Source organism: Streptomyces sp. NPDC002499 (assembly GCF_053595415.1).
This window is the reverse complement of the sequence record NZ_JBSFXO010000016.1, coordinates 36803-54422: the sequence shown is the minus strand read 5'-3', so window position 1 is coordinate 54422 and position 17620 is coordinate 36803. Positions and strand designations below refer to the sequence as shown.

Sequence of the window (17620 nt, the reverse complement as noted above, 5' to 3'; positions counted from 1 at the left end):
TCGCATGTCCGCGTCGTCGTCTCCGCGGCCTTCGTATGCCGCTGTTCTCCGGGTCCCGTATGCCCGCCGTACCTTTCTCGCCGCCCTCGTGGGGCGGTTGTGCTACGGGGTCGTCTCCGTCGCCGTGATGCTCTCCGTGACCCGGGCGACCGGGTCGTACGCCGTGGCCGGCACGGTCATGGCCCTGTTCGGCGCCACCGGCGTCTTCCTGATGCCGTATCGGGCGGCCCTGGTCGACCGGTACGGGCCGCGCCGTGCGCTGACGCCCATGGCGCTGCTGTACGCGGGGCTGCTCTGTGTGCTCGCGGCGGCCACCTGGCGCCCCGGCACGCCCGCGCCGGCGCTCGGCGTGATCGCGGCCGTCACCGGTGCGTGTGCGCCTCCGCTGGGGCCCACGATGCGTGCCGTGTGGGCCGAACTCGTCGTCGAGCGCGGGATGTTGCAGCGCGCGTACGGCCTGGACGGGGTCGCGGAGGAACTCCTGTTCGTCACCGGTCCGTTGGTGGTCGGCGTGGTGGTGGGGTTCGCCTCGCCGGCCGCCGGTGTGCTGCTGAGCGCGGTGCTGATGGCGGTCGGCACGCTGGCCTTCGTGACGTCACCGGCGGTGGGCGGGGCGCGGCCCGCGGACGCCGGGTCCCGGGCGAAGTCGCCGTCGGCCAAGGAGAGTTCGCCGCTGTCCGGGCGCGCACTCCTGCAACCCGTCGTCGTCGCGACCGGCGTCGGCCTCTCGCTCAGCGTCGTCGAACTCCTCGTCGTCGCCTTCGCCGAACAGCGTCACCTGGGCGCCGGCTCCGCCGCGTGGGTGCTCGCCGCGCTCTCGGCGGGCAGCGCGGTGGGCGGCCTGCTCAACGGCGCGGTCGACTGGCGTACGCCCGCTCGCGTACGACTGCCCAGGCTGGCGGCGGGGTTGGGCCTGACCCTCGCCGCGGCCGGCCTCGCCCCCGGCCTGTGGACGCTCGCGGCGGCCGTGGCCTGTGCCGGCGTCTTCGTCGCGCCTGCGCTGACGACCGCGTACCTGCTGGCCGACGAGACGGCGGCACCCGGGGCGCGGACACGGGCCGGAGCCTGGATCAACACGGGCGTGAACGCCGGGAGTTCGGGCGGGGCGATGGCGGCGGGGCTGCTGGTGGGCCGCCTACCGCTCGGGGCGTGCTTCGTGGTGGCGGGGGCCGCGGTACTGGCCCCGACGGTCCTCACCCTCCTCCGACCGACGTCGAGCCCGCCCGCACCCGGGCGGACCCGCCGCCAATCAGCCGTGAATCGGCGTTGAGAGGCCCCGACCGCGTCAGTCGTCCGACCGGTCCGCCGTGACGGCGCCCGTGCGGGCGTCGACCAGCCAGTCCTGGTCGGCCTTGGCGGTGGAGGTGCGGGTCTCGACCTCCCAGCCCTGGGACCGGGTGTCGTCGTCCAGGTCCACTGACGTCACCGTGCCCTTGGCGGACGCGGCTCGCGCGGCCTCGGCCGCCGTCACGGACGTGCCCTTCAGCGCGGCCCGCACCTGGGCGGCGTCGTCCTCGTCCTCGGTGTGCGAGCCGAGGACCGCGCCGCTGCCGGCGTCGATCCGCACGCTGTGCCAGGTCCCGTTCCCGGCGAGGACGTCCACGTCCCACACGGTCGCCCCGCCGCGACGGTCGTCGTCGTCCAGTTCGGCGGAGACGGCCGTGCCCCGGGTGTCCCGCAGCGCCGCGGCGATCGCGTCGGCGGCCGTCACGTCGCCGGACCGCACGACCAGGGTCGCGGCATCGCCACCGTCGTCGTCCCGGTCGCTGTCGTCGGCCCTGTCGTCCGTGCCGACCCCGTCATCCCCGCTCTCTCGCGCCGCCGTCTCCCGGCCCCCGTCGTCCCCCGTCACCGCGAGGGCCGTGGCCGTGCCGCCTCCGAGCAGCGCGGCGGCCGTCACGGCGGCGATCACGATGTTGCGCTTCATGGTGTTTCCTCCTGAGTCGCGTCGCTTTCGACACCCTCACCTTCGCGAACCGATGCTGAGGAGATGCTGAAGCCGCCTGAAGGGATCTTCAGGTTCGTTTTGCGACCCTGTACGACATGCGCCTGTTGATCGTCGAGGACGAGAAGCGGCTGGCCCTGTCGCTCGCCAAGGGACTGACCGCCGAGGGATACGCCGTGGACGTCGTGCACGACGGCCGCGAGGGACTGCACCGGGCCGGTGAGGGCGCGTACGACCTCGTGATCCTCGACATCATGCTGCCCGGCCTCAACGGCTACCGCGTCTGCGCCGCCCTGCGCGCCGCGGGCCACGACGTGCCGATCCTGATGCTGACCGCCAAGGACGGCGAGTACGACGAGGCCGAGGGGCTGGACACCGGCGCCGACGACTACCTCACCAAGCCGTTCTCGTACGTCGTCCTCGTCGCCCGCGTGAAGGCCCTGCTGCGGCGCCGGAGTCAGGGGCCCGGGGCCTCGCCCGTCCACGTTCTCGGTGAGTTGAAGGTCGACACCTCCGCCCGGCGCGTCCACCTCGCCGACGACGAAGTGACGCTGACGACAAAGGAGTTCGCCGTCCTGGAGCAGCTCGTCGTGCGGGCCGGCGCGGTGGTGTCCAAGGCCGAGATCCTGGAGCACGTCTGGGACTTCGCGTACGAGGGCGATCCCAACATCGTCGAGGTGTACGTCAGCGCCCTGCGCCGCAAGCTGCGCCCCGGGCTCATCTCCACGGTGCGCGGCGCCGGTTACCGCCTGGAGAACCCGCGATGAGACGCCTCTTCGGCTCCGTGCGGGCCCGGGCCACCCTGGGCGCCACCCTCGTCGTCGCCGTGGCCCTGGTCGCGGCCGGCGTCGCCGTGCTGCTGTCCCTGCGCTCCAACCTCACCGACCAGGCCGACACCCAGGCCGAGCGCACCGCACGGAACGTGGCGGCCGACCTCGCCGCCGGGACGCCGTACGCCCAACTGTCCCTGGACGACGACGAGGAGCCGGTCCAGGTCGTCGACGCCGCCGGGCGGCTCGTGGCGGCCACGGAGGGGCTGGAGCGGATCGGCGGCACCGGCACGGTCGCGGTGCGGCCGCAGCCGACGGCCACCGCCACCCCGGGTGACGACGACGAGGGCGACGACCACGGCGGCGACGGACGCGACGACGACTCCGCGCTCGAACCCGGCGAGATCGACGACGAGGTCTCCTACACGGGCGGCTCCGCCACCGTCGACGGCGACAGCGCCGACTACCGCTTCGCCGCCGTGCGCGTCGAGGTCCCCGGCACGGGGCTGCTCACCGTGCACGCCGGCGCCCAACTCGCCGCCGAGCAGAGCGCGGTGAGCACCGCGCTGACCGCGCTGCTGTTCGGGTTCCCGCTGCTGCTCGCCGTCGTCGCGGGCGTGACCTGGCTGGTCACCCGGCGCGCCCTGCGGCCCGTCGAGGGCATCCGGCGCGAGATGGCCGCGATCACCGCCTCCGCGGACCTGGCCCGCCGGGTGCCGGTGCCCGACACGCACGACGAGGTCGCCCGCCTCGCCCGGACGACGAACGAGACGCTGGCCGCGCTGGAGACCTCCGTGGAGCGGCAGCGCCGGTTCGTCGCCGACGCCTCCCACGAACTGCGCAGCCCGATCGCGTCCCTGCGCACCCAGCTCGAAGTGGGCGCCGCCCACCCGGAGTTGCTGGACGTGCCGGGCGCGGTCGAGGACACCGTACGACTGCAGTCCCTGGCCGCCGATCTGCTGTTGCTCGCCCGGCTGGACGCGGGGGAGCGGCCGGGCAAGGGGCGGTTCGACCTGGGGGCGCTCGCGGGGGAGGAGGCGGCCCGGCGGGCGGGCGTGCGGGTGGCGGCGGAGTCGGTCGAGGTGGGCGGATCGCGCGGGCAGGTGGAGCGGGTGCTGGGCAACCTGCTCGACAACGCCCGGCGGCATGCCCGGTCGGCGGTCACCATGTCCGTGCGGCGGGAGGGGAGTTGGGCCGTGCTGTCCGTCGCCGACGACGGGGACGGGGTGCCGGCGGGAGACCGGGAGCGGGTCTTCGAGCGGTTCGTACGGCTCGACGACGCCCGCAGCCGGGACGAGGGCGGGGCCGGGCTCGGGCTCGCCATCGCCCGGGACGTGGCTCTACGCCACGGCGGCACCCTCACGGTCCGCGACGCGCCGACAGGCGGAGCCCTGTTCGAACTCCGCCTGCCGGTCGCCGATTCGGAGAAGTGAGCCCGTCAGGGCCGCCCTCGCTGCCCCCGCAGATGATCCGCGATGGGCTTCAGGCCCTTGTCGAGTTCCGCCAGGGCCTCGGGGGAGAGCAGGTCGATGAAGTGCCTGCGCACGGACGCCACATGATGGGGCGCGACCTTCCGCATCGTCTCCAGGCCCTGCTCGGTGAGGACCGCGTAGAGGCCGCGGCGGTCCGACTCGCAGTTCTCGCGGCGGACCAGGTCCGCGTTCTCCATGCGGGTGATCTGGTGGGAGAGGCGGCTCTTGGACTGGAGGGTGGCGGAGGCGAGGTCGCTCATCCGCAGCCGCCGGTCCGCCGCCTCGGAGAGGTTCACCAGGATCTCGTAGTCGTTCATCGTCAGGCCGAACGGCTGAAGGTCCTTCTCGAGCTGATACGTCAACAGCCTGTTGACCTCCAGGTGGGTGCGCCAGGCGCACTGCTCCGCATCGGTCAGCCAGCGCGTGGCCGTCTCGGTCTCCATAAATGAAGTCTACCTAAAATGTTGAAATGCGAACTAGTGAGGGCGGTGTGACGGTGCGCACGCGTTCGACGTCACACTCCGCAGACTACCGCTCACAGCCCGAAGCGACGTTGGAGGTCTCCCAGCTGTCCGGGAAGGCGCGGTGCGCCGGCTTGCTGTCCGGGGCCTGTGGGTCCGCCATGTCCCGGCACCCCGGCCTGCTGCGGAACCGCCCCCGTGGCCTGCTCGGCCATGAGGATCTCGGTGGACTGGAGCAGGACCGTGCCGGCCCCCACGAACTCGAACTGGTGCTCCTCCCCGGAGGCCCCTCCGATGCCCGTCAGTGCACGTAGACCGCCCATTACACCTGTCATGTAGGAGTGGTCGTAGTGATGGCAGGGCGAGGGACAGTCGGCCCAGCCGACCAGCGCCTGCGGGTCCACCCGGATCGGGGGCTCCATGAACACCACCGGACCGTTCGAGGCGGCCACGAACTTTCCGGTTCCGATGAGGGTCAGAAAACCGGGCACGATCGATTGCTTCAGCGCGAGAGTTGGCTGAAAAGCGAGAAGGTTGCCCGAGCGAATGGTCAGATTGCCGTCTTCGAGGTCGTACGAGTTCACGTCGAAGGCCCGGTCGGCGAGGAGCATCTTGCCCGAACCCTCCGCCACGACCCAGTCGCTGGCGTGCAGAGGCGAATGAAAGGACGTACGGACAAGGCGGTCCAGACGGCCGTGTCCGACGCCGTTGAACTCGATCGAGCCGTAGTAGGCGATCATCTTCCCCTTCTGCAGGAACCACTGGCTCCCTTTGAGTTCCACGCAGAAGGTGTACTTGTTGACGCTGTCGTCGACCGGCAGCGTCATCGGGTCGTAGATCGTGGGCCCCGCCCCCGGGTAGGTGGTCACAGCTTCTCCTCCGACGCCTGGACGTACACCGCACCGCTGCCGCTGAGCTCCAGCTGGAAGGCCTCGCCCGAGCCGCGCCCCACCATGTCGCGCCAACCGAGCGCGGTGGACAGCTTGTTGCGGACGTCGCCGTGGTGGGCGACGTAGGCCTGGGGGTCGACGTGCACCGGCCGCTGCGGGGTGATCGGGATCTCGAAGACACCCCCGTGCGCCATCACGGCGACGGCACCCTGCCCCTGGAGGGTGGTCGTGAACAGCCCCTGGCCGGTGACCTGCCCGCGCACCATGCCCATCACGCCGCCCTGCGAGCCCATGAACATCGTGCCCTGGCGCAGCGTGCCCTCGAAGGCGAGCAGCCGGTCCGCCTCCACGTAGAGCGTGTCGCCGGTGAGCCCGATGACCTGGACGTGATGCCCGCCGTGCCCGAACAGCACGGTCCCGCTGCCCTCGACCGTCATCAGGGGGGTCGCCTCGTTGGCCACCCGGCGCCCGATCATCGACATGATCCCGCCCTGGCCGCCCTGCACGTTGGGCGTGAAGGACACCTCGCCCTTGTAGGCGAGCATCGCGCCGCGCTGACTGAACAGCCGCTGCCCGGGCAGCACGGTCGCCTCGACCATCTTGGAGTTGATCTCGCGGAAGGTCATGTCACACGTCCCCCGCGATCGTGTTCCGCTCGCTCGGCTGTACGTACACCAGCCCGTCCCCCTCGAACCGGATCTGGAAGGCCTCGCCGCCGCCCTCCCCGAACAGCGTGCGGAAGGTCACGCCGGACTGGAAGGACTGCCGGACGTTGCCCTGATGGGCGATGTACGCCCCCGGGTCCACGATCAGCGGGTACTGCTGACTGACCCGCAGCACGACCGCAGGACCGTCCGACGTGATCGCCGCCTGGCCGGAGCCCTCCACGGTCGTCGTGAACAGCCCGTTGCCCTGTGAGGCGCCGCGCATCCCCGTGAACGTCGTGCCCGTCCTGAGCCCCGCGTCCGTCGCGAGCAGATTGCTCGACTCCACGTACAGCTTGTCCCCCCGGAGCTCCACGAGATTGATCTCCGAGGCCCGGTCCGCGAACCAGCACGTCCCCTGCCCCCGCACCTCCATCACGGTCATCTGCTCACCGGTGATCCTGCGGGTCACCATCCCCCGCAGGCCCTCACCGCCGCCGCTCAGTTTCTTGAAGGCCATCTGCCCGTCGTACGCGACCATCGAGCCGTTCTTCGCCTTGACGGCATCCCCGGTCATGTCGACGGCGAGCACCTTGCTGCCTTGAAGTCGGAACATCGCCACGCAGCGACGGTAGCCGCCGGATCGGCCCGCCGAACAGGGCCCGGAGGTGGAGAGGCACCCTGACCGCACCCCTAGGGGGAGTGTTTGTCAGAATGGGCGAACGCTTGTGCTCACGTTCACAAAGAGCGACCTGCCTCCCACCGAAGGTGACCCGTGGACCTCAAGACCGCCTCCGCCCTGCGCCGCCTGCGCCTCGTCTCGGCCCCCGAGGCCGTCTCCTTCCTGCTCCTGCTGGTCTGCTCGGTCCTGAAGCGGACCACGGACTTCAATGCGGTGCCGGTGATGGGCATGGTCCACGGCGTCCTGTTCGTCCTGTATGTGGTGTTCTGGGCCGACGCCTGGAACCGCACCAAGTGGGGGCCCCGCACCGCCGCCCTCTACTTCGTCCTCTCGGTCCTGCCCACCGGCGGCTTCTTCGCCGAGCGCAAGCTCAAGCACGCGGCCGAGGCCGAGGTCATCGCCTCCCGCGCACGCCAGGAAGGAATCGTGAACGCATGATCGTCGCCTTCTCCGTCTCCCCGCTCGGTGTCGGCGAGGACGTGGGCGAGTACGTCGCCGACGCCGTCCGCGTCGTCCGCGAGTCGGGGCTGCCCAACCGCACCGACGCGATGTTCACGTCCATCGAGGGCGAGTGGGACGAGGTCATGGACGTCGTCAAGCGCGCGGTCGCCGCCGTCGAGGCGCGGGCGCCCCGCGTCTCCCTGGTCCTCAAGGCGGACATCCGCCCCGGCGTGACCGACGGACTCACGTCCAAGGTGGCGACGGTGGAGCGGTACCTGGCGGAGTAGCCAGGCCAGTTGACGCGACGAGCCCCTGCCCGGCCGGGCAGGGGCTTTCTTGCGGCGATGTGATTGAGCGATCGCTCAAAGAGGTGTAATTTCCTGTCCGACGGATTTGAGCGACCGCTCAAACACCGCTCACACGCCGGATACGGGGGATGCGCATGCGGAACACGGGGCTCTACATAGAGGCGCGGATTCACGCCTCGCTCGACGACCTCTGGATCCGCACGCAGGACCCGTCCCTCCACCAGCGCTGGGACCTCCGCTTCACCGAGATCACCTACCTCCCGCGCGCGGAGGACGAGCCCCAGCGTTTCCGCTACGCCACGCGCGTGCTGCCCTTCCTTACCGTCGCCGGCACCGGAGTCTCGGCCGGCGAGAAAGAACGCCCCGACGGGACCCGCACGTCAGCACTCCGCTTCTCCTCGCCCAGTTGGCTCTCGGTGCTGGCGCAGGGGAGTGGGTACTGGCGCTACGTCCCGGACGGCGACGGGGTCCGCTTCTTCACGGGCTACGACTACCGCCCCCGCTGGGGCGTCTTCGGGGCGGTCGCCGACCGGGTTCTCTTCCGCCCGCTGATGGGCTGGGCGACGGCATGGTCCTTCGACCGGCTCCGGCTGTGGCTGGAACGGGGGATCGCACCGGAGCGCGCACGCCGGAACTGGCTGGTGGAACTGGCCGTACGGGCCCTGGCGATCGTCGTCGCGTGCACGGGCTTCGGGTACGGCGGGCTGCTGCGGCTGACCGGTCCCTTCGCGCCGCTCTTCTTCTACGCGATGCCGCTGCTGACGCTGGTGCTGCTGTCCCTGGCGCTCCTCGCGCCGCCGCTGCCGACCACCCCGGCGGCCCGCCGCTGCCTGCGCACGCCACCGGCACGCACGCGTGCGCCTCGACTGCTCGGCACGTTGGGCGGCTTGGGCGCCCTGGACGGCCTGGACAACCTGGAGGGCACCCGATGACGGTCCCGTCGATCTTCCGTACGGTCATGGGCGCGGACTTCGACCGCCTGCACCCTCAGCTCCGGCGCCGTTTCTCGGTCGGTCTGGCGAGCGGTGAGGCGTGTGTCGGGCGGGGTGTCATGGACCGGATCTGGCACGGCGGGGCGTTCGTGAAGCCGTTCCTCGCGCTCGGGGCCACGCGCAACATCCTGGTGCCGCGGGAAGGGCGTGACGTGCCCTTCGTCATCGAGAACGTCCCCTACGTCGACACCTACGGCCGTGAGACGGTGACCTTCGTGCGCACCTTCGACCTTCCCGCGGGACCCCGCCGATTCGACGCCCAGATGGTGCTGAGCCCGAAGGGCGATCGCGTCCTCGACTACCTCGGCACCCATCAGCACCTCGCCAGCGACCTGCACTTCCGTGCCGAGCCGGACGGGTCGCTGCTGATCCGGTCCGGGGAACACCGGTTCCGGGAGGGGGCGGTGGATGTGCGGGTGCCCGAGTTGGTCGGGGCGACGGCGGAGGTCCGCGAGTCGTACGACGACGTGGCCGGCCGGTTCCGTATCCAAGTGCGCGTGGTCAACCGGTACTTCGGCCCGCTCTTCGGTTACGAGGGGTCCTTCCGGGCGACGTACTCGGACATCCGGAGCTGTGGTGTGCGGCCCGGTCTGCGTCCTGTCCGGGAGGAGTCGCGCGCGTGAGTCCCGAGACGGTGAAGTCCCTTGAGACCAAGGCGAAGTTGCTGGAAGGGGCGTTGCGGACGCTCACCGAGCAGGGGATCGCGAAGACGTCGGCACGGACCGTCGCGGCGGCGGCGGGGGTGAATCAGGCGCTCGTCTTCTACCACTTCGGGTCCGTCGACGAGTTGTTGGCGGCGGCCTGTCGGTACGGGGCGGAACAGGCGGTGGGGCGGTATCGGGAGCGGTTCGACGCGGTGGCCTCGCTGTCCGAACTCCTCGCCGTGGGGCGGGAGATGCATGAGGCGGAGCGGGACGGTGGGCATGTCGCGCTCCTCGGGCAGTTGCTTGCCGGGGCGCAGACGCATGAGGCGCTCGGGCCTGCGACGGCGGCGGGGCTCGATCTGTGGATCGTCGAGATCGAGCGGGTCCTGGTGAGGGTGTTGGGCGGGTCGCCGGTGGGGGAGTTCGTGGATCCGGCGGGGTTGGCTCGGGCGGTTGCTGCGTCGTTCGTGGGGATGGAGTTGTACGAGGGGGTGGATGCGGTGGGGGCGAGCTCGGCGTTGGATGCGCTGGACCAACTCGGGCTGCTGGTATCGGCGTTGGAGGAGCTCGGGCCGGTGGCTCAGCGGGCGGTTCGGCATCGGTTGCGGCGGACGGCTCGTCGCTGACGGGTGTTTTTCACCCCCGCCGCCCCTACCCGTCCCATCCCCAAGGGGCGCTGCCCCCTTCGACCCCCGGTTCCGGGGGCCAGCCCCCGGGCCCCCGCTCCTCAAACGCCGGAGGGGCTGAGAGATGCGGACCGGCGTTCAAGAGGCGCAGCCCTCTGCGGGTGGGTGGGGGATCGGGGTGGCGTCGGCACCTCGATACCGCCACCCGATACCCCATACGCCCACCTGGCCGTCCTCAGTTCGACACGCCCACAAATGTCCTCTTTTGTATGGATATCGGACAAGATCGCCGATCATTCCTCACTCACTGGAGGGCGCTGTGCGGCCGGAGGGCTACGACTACGACACCCACAGCCGACTGGCCGGACCGCTCACGGAGCCGTCCGCCGGGGCCTATCGGGTGCAGTACACCTCGCTCCTCTCGCGCGAGCCCCACCGAATACGTGCCGTCCTGCTGATGAGCCTCGCGCCGCTGCTCACCGCGGCCCTGCTCGTGTACCTCGTGTGGCCCACCCACTGGGTGGAGCGCGAGGGCGGGGAGGAGTGGATGGTCGGGTTGGACGTGGCGATGCTCATTGCCATCGGGCTCATCGAGCTGTTCATGGTCGTCAATGTCGCCTCCGTCGCCCACGCCACCCTCGTCGCCCGCGACCCGGTCCCGGTGGTTCCGGAAGCCGGCACCCGCGTTGCCTTCCTGACGACCTATGTGCCGGGCAAGGAACCTCTTTCGATGGTCCGCGCCACGCTTGAAGGGGCGGTGAGGATCACGCACACCGGGCCGCTGGACGTCTGGCTGCTCGATGAAGGGGACGACGCGCAGGCCAAGGCGTTGTGCGCCGAGCTCGGCGTGCGGCACTTCACCCGGCACGGCGTGCCCGAGTGGAACCGGCCCAAGGGCGTGCACAAGGCCCGTACCAAGCACGGGAACTACAACGCGTGGATCGCGATGCACGGCGACGAGTACGAGTTCTTCGCCTCCGTGGACACCGACCACGTCCCGCACCCCGACTTCCTGCTGCGGATGATGGGGTACTTCCGCGACCCGGACGTCGCCTTCGTCGTCGGGCCCCAGGTGTACGGGAACTACCACAACCCCGTCACCAAGGCCGCCGAGTCCCAGCAGTTCCTCTTCCACGCGCTGATCCAGCGGGCAGGTAATCGCTACCGCGCGCCCATGTTCGTCGGTACGAACAACGTCGTACGGATCGCGGCCGTCAAGCAGATCGGCGGGCTGTTCGACTCCATCACCGAGGACATGGCCACGGGGTTCGAGATCCACCGGCACCGGAATCCGGTCTCGCGCAAGCACTGGCGGTCCGTCTACACGCCCGACGTCCTGGCCACCGGCGAGGGCCCGGCCTCCTGGACCGACTTCTTCACGCAGCAGATGCGCTGGTCGCGGGGGACGTACGAGACGCTCTTCAAGCAGTACTGGAAGGCGCCGTTCACGATGCCTCCCGGGCGGCTGTTCTCCTACACGCTCATGCTCGTGTACTACCCGATGACGGCCGTCAACTGGCTGCTGGGCATCATGAGTTGCTTCCTGTTCCTGTGGTTCGGGGCCTCCGGCACCCAGGTCTCCGCCTCCGTGTGGCTGATGCTCTACAGCGACGCGGCCGCGCTCCAGATCGGGCTCTACCTCTGGAACCGCCGCCACAACGTCTCCCCGCACGAACCGGAGGGCTCGGGCGGACTGGCCGGCATGGCGATGTCGGCCCTGTCCGCGCCGATCTACCTCAAGTCCTTCGGCGAGGCCATCATCCGGCGGCCCTCCCGCTTCGTCGTCACCCCCAAGGGCGGCGACGCCAGCGCGGACCGGCTGGCGACCTTCCGTATCCATCTCTTCTGGGCGATCTTCCTCGGCACCTCGCTGGCCGCCTCGGTCGTCCTCAACCACACCCACGCGGCCATGCGCACCTGGGCCGTCCTGGCCATGGCGATAGCGCTGGCGCCGGTCGTGGTGTGGTGCTCCACGCTGCTCAAGGAGCGGCGCGCGCGGCAGTCGCCGCACCGGTCCGCGCTCAGTGTCGAGGGCGCCGAACCGGCGCTCGCGACCAGCGCCGCCGGTCCCTCCGTCTCCGGCTCCGCGACAGGAGGCAACTAGGCCATGGCCTACCAGCCGTCCCAGAAGACCAAGAAGACCGTGCTGGGGATCGGGGGCATCGCCCTCCTGGCGGGCCTGAACGCCCCGGCCGCACTGGACTTCGCGAGCGAGAAGTACCACGAGTACGAGATCTCGCGGCCCGAGTACAAGGCGAAGTACGGCTCCTGGAGTCAGATCGACATCCCGGAGCAGTACCGCACCAACGCCATCCACGCGGCGCTCCTGCACACCGGCAAGGTGCTCATCGTGGCCGGGTCGGGCAACGAGCAGAAGAAGTTCGACAAAGGGTCCTTCGACACCGTTCTGTGGGATCCGAAGGCCAACACCTTCAAGAAGATCCCCACTCCGGACGACTTCTTCTGCTCCGGGCACGCCCAACTCCCCGACGGCAGACTCCTGGTGGCCGGCGGTACCGCCCGCTACGAGCGGCTGGACGGGGAGGTGCAGCGGGCCGGCGGCGGGATGCGGGTCAAGAACGAGAACCCCGACAAGGCCATGTTCCTCAAGAAGGGCACCCGGTTCAGATCGCCCGCCGGCGTCGAGTACGTCAGCCGCTTCGACGTCACCGTGCCCAAGGCCAAGCGGGCCTTCAAGGTGACGTACAACGCCCGCGGTGTGATGCAGCCCTGGCGCACCAGCGTGACCGCGAGCGAGGTCCGTGTCTTCGTCGAGGCCGTCGAGACGGGTCCGCTGTCCGCCACGGACAAGCAGGCCCAGTACGACATCGAGGGCCTGACCGGCAAGGACGCGAACAACACGTACGGGCTGAGCGAGCAGATCACGCTCGACAAGCAGGACTTCCAAGGCATCCGCGCCGCCTACGAGTTCGACCCGAAGGCCGAGCGGTACATCCCCGTCGACCCGATGCAGAAGGCGCGTTGGTACCCGACCCTCGTCGGCCTCGACGACGGACGGGTCCTCGCGGTCTCCGGTCTCGACGACGTCGGCGTCATCGACCCCGGCGACAACGAGTACTACGACCCGAAGACCAAGAAGTGGTCTCCGGGGCCGAAGCGGTACTTCCCGACGTATCCGGCGCTCTTCCTCACCAAGGGCGGCAAGCTCTTCTACCCGGCCTCCAACGCCGGTTACGGGCCCGCGGAGAAGGGGCGCGAACCGGGACTGTGGGACCTGAAGACCAACACCTTCACCAAGGTGCCCGGGCTGCGCGACCCCGACGAGACCGAGACCTCGTCCTCCCTGCTGCTGCCGCCCGCGCAGGACCAGAAGGTGATGATCATGGGTGGGGGCGGGGTCGGTGAGTCCAAGCGCTCGACGCCCCGCACGGCGGTCGTCGACCTGAAGAAGGACAACCCCGTCTTCGAGGACGGCCCCAACCTCCCGCAGGGTACGCGGTACTTGAACAGCGTGATCATGCCGGACGACTCGGTGTTCACCACCAACGGCTCCGAGGACTACCGCGGACGCGGCGCCAGCAACATCCTCAAGGCGCAGTTCTACGACCCCAAGGCCAACGCCTTCCACGAGGCGGCCGACCCCGCGGTGGGCCGCAACTACCACTCCGAGGCGCTTCTGTTGCCCGACGGCCGGGTCGTCACCTTCGGCTCGGACCCGCTCTTCGACGACCAACAGAACACGAAACTGGGCCACTTCGAGCAGCGCATGGAGATCTTCACGCCGCCCGTCGTGCACCGGGGCGCCGCCGTCCGGCCGGTCCTGGAGGACGGCCCGCAGGAACTCGACCGGCACCACCGGGCCACCTACCGGACCGATCACCCGGAGCGGGTCGTCAAGGCCCGGCTGATGCGGCCCAGCGCGGTCACCCACACCACCGACGTCGAGCAGCGCTCCATCGAGCTCGGCCTGACCAAGGACGCGCACGCGGTCACGGTCGACGTGCCGAACGACCCGGCCCTGGTGCCGCCCGGCTGGTACATGCTCTTCGTGACGGACGCGCAGGGCACGCCGTCCGAGGCCAAGTGGATCCAGGTGAAGTGACGCCTGAGTGAGGTACGGCGGTGAACGCCGGTGCTACGCCTTGGAGTTGCGTGCCAGCTCCAGGGCGTACTCCGGCCACCACTGCCCCGCGTCCGGACCGCCCTCGCACGTGCCGTCCGACTCACCGGGCCGCTTGACCCAGAGGTAGGCGTCCACGGCCTCCTGGCCGGTGTCGGTCGTCGGGCGGGTGCCGAGCGCCCGGCCCGGCGGGTTGCACCAGGCGCCCGGCATCGGCCCGTTGCCGTTGCGGCTGGTGTCGACGACGAAGTGCTTGCCGCCCAGGTCGCGCGAGAGCTGGAGGCCGTACTTGGTGGTGCGGTCGTCGGTCTGGAAGTTGGAGACGTTCAGCGAGAAGCCGTCGGCCCGGTCGATGCCGGCGCGCTTGAGCGGGTCGACCAGCTTCCACGGCTCGCGGATCCAGGACGGGTTGCCGGCGTCCAGGTACACCTTGGTGTTCGGCTGCTGCTTCAGCCGGTCGATGGCCTCGCCCAGCAACTGCTCGCGCTCCTCGTGGTATTCACCCGGCGTGCAGCCGTCCACGATGTGCGCGACCGCGTCCGGTTCGAGCACCACGAGCGCCTTGCTGTCCCCGAGCGCCTCCGCGAACTGCCCGATCCAGGCCCGGTAGGCGTCCGCGTCCGCCGCCCCGCCCGCCGAGTGCTGACCGCAGTCGCGGTGCGGGATGTCGTACGCCACGAAGAGCGCCGTCCGGTCCTCCGAGCTCGCGGACGCGGTCGCCGTGCGCACGGCCGGGCCCGGGTCGAGCTCGCCGGCCGGCCACAGCGCGACGGGCTCGTCGGCGATCCGGCCGAGCAGCTCGGCGTCCTGCTTGCGGCCCTGGCGCTGCCACATCGCGATCTGCTGCGCGGCCGGACTCTCGGGGTCGACCCAGAAGGCGGTGGACGTCTTGGCGCGCGCCTTGCCGGAGGCGGCGCCGGCGACGGAGGCCTCGTCGACGCCGGACGACGAACAGCCCGCCGCGAGCCCGAGGACCGCGAGAGCCGCGAGGGTGTGGATCAGCCGGGACATGCCGCTCCCTGGGGCGAGGTGACGGAACGTCAGCAATCGTCGCATAAAGGTATCTAAGGGTACGGAACCGACATGGCCGCCGTCGGTCGTTCCGGCCAGCGGCCAGCGGCCAGCGGCCCGTCGTCGGCGGCCGCTCTTCCGTCGCCCGCCCGTCGTCGACTGTCAGCCGCCTGCTGCGCCTGCCCTGCGTCCCCCGTCCCCTGGCCGGCAGCCAGCCGGCGGTGGCCGGCGGGTAGTCGCCCGTCGTCAGCTGCCGCCCTTCAGGCGCCTGCCCGCAAGCAGTTGCCGTCAGTCGGCCGTCGCGGACGCCCTCCGTCAGCCGTCCCCCGACACCAGCGCGATTCCCAGCGGCGTCCGCTCGTACAGCACCTGATGGCCGTACCGCCGCGCGGTCAGCAGTCCGGCGTCCCGCAGCAGGGTCAGGTGTGCGGAGACCGACGACGGGGCGAGGCCGAGGCGGTGGGCGAGGGCGGCGGTCGAGGCGGGTTCGTCGAGGGCGGCCAGGACCGTGGCGCGACCGCGGCCGAGCAGGCGGAGCAGGGTGTCGGGGGTGCGGCCGGCCGGCTCGGCCCACAGGCCGCCGATGCCGCGGGCCGGGTAGGCGAGGGTCGGCTGCCACGGCGGGTCGAAGGTGGAGACGACGTCCGGCCAGATGAAGACGCTCGGCATCAGCATCAGGCCCTGCCCGCCCAGCCGCCGCTCGTGCTCCAGGTTCATGTCGACGGTCAGCGTGCCGGCCTGCCAGCCGAACCGCCGGTTGATCTCGGGCAGCAGCCCGCCGAGCCCGACCTCGGCCAGCCGCCGCGAGTGGAAGGCGACATCGGCCTCCAGCAGGGTGCGCAGCCGGGGCCAGTCCGGGGCGATCAGCGCGCGCCAGGCCTCCTCCATCGCGTCCGCCAGTTCCCGCACCATGCCCACCGGATCCCGCAGCCACCTCCTGGCCTGCGGCGAGTCGAGCGCGCCCGGGGTGTCGGCCAGCGACTTGGCGGTGTCGGCGCGGGCGATGGCCGGGTCGGTGGCCCGTACCGCCGCGATCTCCTCCTCGAACGTCGCCGCGGGACCGATCGGCGGCGGGCACAGCCAGTCCGGACAGTGCCCCCGGCGCGGCATCAGCAGCCACAGATCCGTGAGGTCGAGCCCGGCCGCCACCTTCTCCATCCGCCGCAGCCAGTGCGCGTGATACCCCTGCCGCTCGGGCCGCTTGAGCATGCGCACCACCTCCTGCGTCTCCCACAACGGGGACACCGCGAAGCGGCAGCGCAGGAAGTCGTCCTCCCCGAAGTACAGACGCGACGGCATGCCCACCCACTCCCTTCCGGCGGCCAACATTCGGTCGGTGCCGAATCTCTAGAATGCCCCGCCCCGGCCGAGCACGCTGCTGCTCATGCCAGACCAGTCCGCCGGCACCACGACCCGGCCCGCACCCCAGGCCCCCGCCGGATACGCCCGTGTCTTCGCCGTCCCCGAGTTCCGTGCCGTCTTCGCCGCGCACGCCCTCTCCCTGCTCGGCGTCGTCGTCAGCGAGATCTCGCTCTCCGTCCTCGTCTACGACCTCACCGGCTCCCCCCTGCTCAGCGCCCTCACCTTCGCCCTCGGCTTCCTGCCGTACGTCGTCGGAGGGACCCTGCTCGCGGGCGTCGCCGACCGCTTCCCGGCCCGGCGGGTGCTGGTGGTGTGCGACCTGGTGTGCGCGGTGTGCGTCGCGCCGATGGTGCTGCCCGGCGCGCACATCGGCGTCCTGCTCGCGCTGCGCTGCTGCGTGGCCGTCGTCTCGCCGGTGTTCCAGGGGACCCGGATGGCGACACTCGCCGACATCCTCGGCGACGGCGACCTGTTCGTCCTCGGCCGCTCCCTGCTGCGGATCGTCTCGCAGAGCGCGCTGCTCCTCGGCTACGGCCTCGGCGGACTGCTCCTGATCGTCGTGTCGCCGCGGCACGCGCTGCTGATCACCGTCGGCACCTTCTGCGCCTCCGCGCTGCTGCTCCGCTTCGGCACCCGCCGCCGGCCGGCCCGGGCGGGCGTCGGCAACGCCCTGGTGCGGGACGGACTCAAGGGCGCCCGGCAGGTGCTCGCCCATCGGCGCATACGCGCGCTGCTCCTCCTCTTCTGGATCCCGCCGATGTTCTCGGTCGCCCCGGAGGCGCTGGCCGCTCCCTACGCCGCCGAACTGACGGCCGGTTCCGTCGGTCTCGGCCTGCTGATGTGCGCGCTGCCGGTCGGCACCATCGCCGGCGAGCTGTACGCGGGCGCCCGGTTGCGCCCGGCCGCCCGGGAGCGGATCACCCTCCCGCTGGTGTGCTGCGCGCTGCTGCCGTACGCCGGCTACCTGTTCCACCCGGGCCTCGCGGTCTCGCTCCTGCTCCTCCTGGTCTCCGGCGCGGGATCGGCGTACACGCTGGGACTCGACCAGTGGTTCGTGCGGGCCGTGCCCGACGAGCTGCGGGGGCGCGCGATGACTCTGCTCACCGCCGGACTGATGACGATCCAGGGGGTGGGGATGGCACTCGCCGGAGTGGTCGCGGAGTTCGCCGGAGTACGGGCCACCGTGGCCGGTGCCGGGCTGGTCGGAGCGGTGTGCTGCGCCCTGTTGGCGAGGGAGGTGGTACGCACCCGACCGAAAGGCGAGACGGGGCTGACCACCATATGACCGGCC

18 protein-coding genes are annotated in these 17620 nt (G+C 71.0%); 11 read left to right on the top strand and 7 right to left on the bottom strand.

What is annotated here, in order from left to right:
• Positions 1-4 precede the first annotated feature (4 nt).
• A complete protein-coding gene (locus ACWD5F_RS38980) occupies positions 5-1270 on the top strand; it encodes an MFS transporter (protein WP_451261004.1) in 1266 nt (421 codons plus the stop codon).
• A gap of 15 nt (positions 1271-1285) precedes the next feature.
• On the opposite strand, the gene ACWD5F_RS38975 is transcribed toward ACWD5F_RS38980, so the two are convergent.
• Positions 1286-1927 (bottom strand): PepSY domain-containing protein, encoded by a 642-nt coding sequence (locus ACWD5F_RS38975; RefSeq protein ID WP_451261003.1) that lies wholly within the window; start codon positions 1925-1927, stop codon positions 1286-1288.
• Positions 1928-2043: 116 nt separating this feature from the next.
• Here ACWD5F_RS38975 and ACWD5F_RS38970 point away from each other — a divergent pair, with 116 nt between their 5' ends.
• Entirely contained in the window at positions 2044-2712 is a 669-nt protein-coding gene (locus tag ACWD5F_RS38970) for a response regulator transcription factor (protein ID WP_401728811.1), read from the top strand.
• Positions 2709-4148 (top strand): sensor histidine kinase, encoded by a 1440-nt coding sequence (locus ACWD5F_RS38965; protein WP_451261002.1) that lies wholly within the window; start codon positions 2709-2711, stop codon positions 4146-4148. Before ACWD5F_RS38970 ends, ACWD5F_RS38965 begins: the two co-directional genes overlap by 4 nt.
• Before the next feature lie 5 nt (positions 4149-4153).
• Here ACWD5F_RS38965 and ACWD5F_RS38960 read toward each other — a convergent pair whose 3' ends face one another.
• From ACWD5F_RS38960 to ACWD5F_RS38945, 4 genes are all read right to left on the bottom strand, one after another.
• Positions 4154-4630: a MarR family winged helix-turn-helix transcriptional regulator gene (locus ACWD5F_RS38960; RefSeq protein ID WP_451261001.1), complete on the bottom strand. Its 477-nt coding sequence runs from the start codon at positions 4628-4630 to the stop codon at positions 4154-4156.
• Positions 4631-4722: 92 nt separating this feature from the next.
• Positions 4723-5517: an AIM24 family protein gene (locus ACWD5F_RS38955; protein ID WP_401728808.1), complete on the bottom strand. Its 795-nt coding sequence runs from the start codon at positions 5515-5517 to the stop codon at positions 4723-4725.
• A complete protein-coding gene (locus ACWD5F_RS38950; RefSeq protein ID WP_401728807.1) occupies positions 5514-6164 on the bottom strand; it encodes an AIM24 family protein in 651 nt (216 codons plus the stop codon). Before ACWD5F_RS38950 ends, ACWD5F_RS38955 begins: the two co-directional genes overlap by 4 nt.
• A 1-nt stretch (position 6165) precedes the next feature.
• On the bottom strand, positions 6166-6798 hold the full coding sequence (locus tag ACWD5F_RS38945) for an AIM24 family protein (RefSeq protein WP_123999261.1): 633 nt from the start codon (positions 6796-6798) through the stop codon (positions 6166-6168).
• Between the two features lie 159 nt (positions 6799-6957).
• Between ACWD5F_RS38945 and ACWD5F_RS38940 the strand changes: the two genes are divergently transcribed.
• From ACWD5F_RS38940 to ACWD5F_RS38910, 7 genes are all read left to right on the top strand, one after another.
• On the top strand, positions 6958-7302 hold the full coding sequence (locus ACWD5F_RS38940) for a DUF3817 domain-containing protein (protein ID WP_451261000.1): 345 nt from the start codon (positions 6958-6960) through the stop codon (positions 7300-7302).
• On the top strand, positions 7299-7592 hold the full coding sequence (locus ACWD5F_RS38935; protein WP_451260999.1) for an MTH1187 family thiamine-binding protein: 294 nt from the start codon (positions 7299-7301) through the stop codon (positions 7590-7592). Before ACWD5F_RS38940 ends, ACWD5F_RS38935 begins: the two co-directional genes overlap by 4 nt.
• 155 nt (positions 7593-7747) lie before the next feature.
• Entirely contained in the window at positions 7748-8545 is a 798-nt protein-coding gene (locus ACWD5F_RS38930) for a hypothetical protein (protein WP_451260998.1), read from the top strand.
• Positions 8542-9228 carry a DUF4166 domain-containing protein gene (locus tag ACWD5F_RS38925; protein ID WP_451260997.1) on the top strand — a complete coding sequence of 229 codons (687 nt, stop codon included), beginning with the start codon at positions 8542-8544 and terminating at the stop codon, positions 9226-9228. The genes ACWD5F_RS38930 and ACWD5F_RS38925 overlap by 4 nt, the downstream gene beginning before the upstream one ends.
• A complete protein-coding gene (locus tag ACWD5F_RS38920) occupies positions 9225-9875 on the top strand; it encodes a TetR/AcrR family transcriptional regulator (protein ID WP_451260996.1) in 651 nt (216 codons plus the stop codon). Before ACWD5F_RS38925 ends, ACWD5F_RS38920 begins: the two co-directional genes overlap by 4 nt.
• Positions 9876-10194: 319 nt before the next feature.
• Positions 10195-11979 (top strand): glycosyltransferase family 2 protein, encoded by a 1785-nt coding sequence (locus ACWD5F_RS38915; RefSeq protein WP_451260995.1) that lies wholly within the window; start codon positions 10195-10197, stop codon positions 11977-11979.
• Positions 11980-11982: 3 nt separating this feature from the next.
• Entirely contained in the window at positions 11983-13938 is a 1956-nt protein-coding gene (locus ACWD5F_RS38910; protein ID WP_451260994.1) for a galactose oxidase-like domain-containing protein, read from the top strand.
• A gap of 33 nt (positions 13939-13971) precedes the next feature.
• Here the strand turns inward: ACWD5F_RS38910 and ACWD5F_RS38905 are convergent, their stop codons facing one another.
• Together ACWD5F_RS38905 and ACWD5F_RS38900 are read right to left on the bottom strand one after the other, a co-directional pair.
• Entirely contained in the window at positions 13972-14967 is a 996-nt protein-coding gene (locus tag ACWD5F_RS38905) for a glycoside hydrolase family 6 protein (RefSeq protein WP_451260993.1), read from the bottom strand.
• A gap of 315 nt (positions 14968-15282) precedes the next feature.
• Positions 15283-16266 (bottom strand): DUF5937 family protein, encoded by a 984-nt coding sequence (locus ACWD5F_RS38900; RefSeq protein ID WP_451260992.1) that lies wholly within the window; start codon positions 16264-16266, stop codon positions 15283-15285.
• Positions 16267-16351: 85 nt separating this feature from the next.
• Here ACWD5F_RS38900 and ACWD5F_RS38895 point away from each other — a divergent pair, with 85 nt between their 5' ends.
• Positions 16352-17614, top strand: a complete 1263-nt coding sequence (locus ACWD5F_RS38895; RefSeq protein WP_451260991.1) for an MFS transporter — start codon at positions 16352-16354, stop codon at positions 17612-17614.
• The last annotated feature ends 6 nt before the right edge of the window (positions 17615-17620 follow it).